At 71.6% G+C, this 2,267-nt stretch carries 2 protein-coding genes; both read right to left on the bottom strand.

What is annotated here, in order from left to right; all coding sequences use genetic code 11:
* The coding region (locus tag VGW35_20985) for an FAD-dependent oxidoreductase (protein HEV8310146.1) at window positions 1-669 on the bottom strand (669 nt) is incomplete at its 3' end.
* 130 nt (window positions 670-799) lie between these two features.
* On the bottom strand, window positions 800-2,176 hold the full coding sequence (locus tag VGW35_20980; protein ID HEV8310145.1) for an FAD-binding oxidoreductase: 1,377 nt from the start codon (window positions 2,174-2,176) through the stop codon (window positions 800-802).
* Window positions 2,177-2,267: the final 91 nt, after the last annotated feature.

Raw genomic sequence — 2,267 nt, 5'->3', positions numbered from 1 at the left:
CTGCGGTGAGGAGCCGGCCAGGATGGTGGGGCCCGCCTCGACAAGCTGCACGGCGGGCCGGTCGGGCGCCAGGCCGTGGCCGCTGGCCACCTCGGGCAGCACCTCGGCCAGCTCGCCGGCCAGCTCGACCCCGGTGGCGCCGCCGCCGCCGACCACCACTGTCGCCAGGCGGCGCTGCCGCTCGGGATCGGTGGCGGCCGCGGCAGCCGTGAGCGCCTTGTTGGCCGCCGCCCACACCTGCTCGGCGTCGTCGGCCGAATACAGCGACAGCGCGCGACGGGCCAGACCGGGGATGGCGAAGTCATTGGGCCTGCTGCCGAGCGCCAGCACCAGCCAGCTCCAGCCGATCGGCCCAGCTCCGGTGAGCAGCCGCCGGCCGGCCAGGTCAAAACCATTGATCTCGGTCTGGACGAAGCGGACCCGCTTGGCCAGCATGTCCTGGAGCGGGATGCGCACCGCGTCGGCCGCGCGGGTGCCACCGGCGACCCGGGGCAGCTCGGTGATCGCCTGGTGGTAGTCATGCCGGTCGACCAGGGTCAGCTCGACCGCGGGGTGGCTGCGCAACTTGGCCGTCAGGCGCAAGGCGACGTGCAGCCCGGCGTAGCCCGCGCCGGCGATCACGATCTGACCGCTGCTGTCGGCGGTGGATGCATTCACGGCGTTCTCCATGGGTATTGCCCCTTTCCTGGGGAGATGGCTGCTGGCTAGTCACTTATCTCTGGGCCAGCCGGGGTCGGTCGCCCCTCGGTGAGGACGTCGCCAGAGAGCGAGCGCCGAACCTCGCCCGGATCCTCGTCGGTCACTCCTCGGCCGGGCGGATGTTCTCGTTGAGCCGGAAAAGGTCGTCCGGGTCATATTGACGCTTCACCTGGTCGAGCCGGTCGAGGGTCGCGGGCGGGTAGGCGCGTCGAACGCCCTGCTCCCCCTCGTCGCCGAGGAAGCCGACATAGGCCGCGGCGGTGCCATCCGAGAGCGCCGTCGCCAGGCTGCTCGCCCAGGCCTTATGCTCTGGGCCCTCCTCCGGGCTCTCATCCATCGCGGCGACGTTCACCATCAGCTTCGCCCCCCGATAGCCGAATGCCGTGGCGTCGTCGGGGACGCGTGCCATCGCGCCGCCGAGCACGCGGAGCTGGGCGGCGGGTATCTGGGCGGTGGAGGTCTCGAGGTGGTCAAGGATCGTCTCCCCCGCCCCGGGGACCAAGCCATCGACGAGCACGTTCGTCCCCCCGTCGATCGCCGGCCGCGGGCCCTCCGGCCCCTCGTAAATCTCCGGGTAGCGGATCGGGCGGACCATGTCGGCGAGCGGCGTCGCGAGCGCGCGGATGGGAGCGATCGCCCGCTCACCAGCCTCGGCATCCCCCGCGTAGACCATCCGGGCCATCACGACGGGCTTGCCGTGCTGCTCGGCGGGGACGAACGGCAGTGGCGGAGCCTTCGTGACGTTCGCGATGACGGAGAGCTCCTCGGGGGCCGCCTCCGCGGCGGCGACCAGCCCGACGATCACCTCGGCGCTCGCCGGGAGCATCAGCATCCCGCCGATGACCTCGTCGATCTCGTGGAGCCGGAACCGCAGCCTGGTCGCGACCCCGAAGTTGCCGCCGCCGCCCCGAAGCGCCCAGAAGAGGTCGGGATGGGTGTCCTCGTCCACCTTGAGCAGCTCGCCGTCGGCGGTGACCACTTCGGCGCCGAGGACGTCGTCGATCGTGAGCCCGTGCTTGCGGACCAGGAAGCCGATGCCGCCGCCTAGGGTGATCCCCCCGACGCCGACGCTTGCCGTATCCCCGAGCCCGGTGGCGAGCCCGTGCTCGCCGGTGGCCTTGGTGTAGTCGCCGGCGGTCATGCCGGTCTGCGCCCAGGCGGTGCGGCCCTCGGCGTCGATCTCCACCGCGTTCATCTCGGAGAGGTCGAGGACGATCCCGCCTTCGGAAGTCCCGAACCCGGCGCGGCTGTGGCCGCCGCTGCGCACCGCGAGCTCGGCGCCTGTCTCCCGTGCCACGTTAACGATGCGGGAGACGTCGGATGCATCGGCGACGCGGACGATCGCGGCAGGCCGACGGTCGAACCCGGTGAAAAAGACGCGGCGCGCGTCGTCGTATCCGGGGTCGTCCGGGGCGATCACGTTGCCGTTCAGGTTGGCGCGGAGGTTGGCGATCGGGATATCGGGCGTGATCTCCATGTGTGCTCCTTTGCTCGGGGAGCGGGTCCTGCTATGCGCCGTCAGGGCGGTGTTGACCTCGTCGGGGCCAGCCGATGTTGTGCGGGCCGCC

It is taken from the genome of Candidatus Methylomirabilota bacterium (assembly GCA_036005065.1).
Classification (GTDB): Bacteria; Methylomirabilota; Methylomirabilia; order Rokubacteriales; family DASRDR01; genus DASYQW01.
The sequence above is the reverse complement of the archived record's forward strand: the minus strand, read 5'-3'. Positions and strand labels throughout refer to the sequence as shown.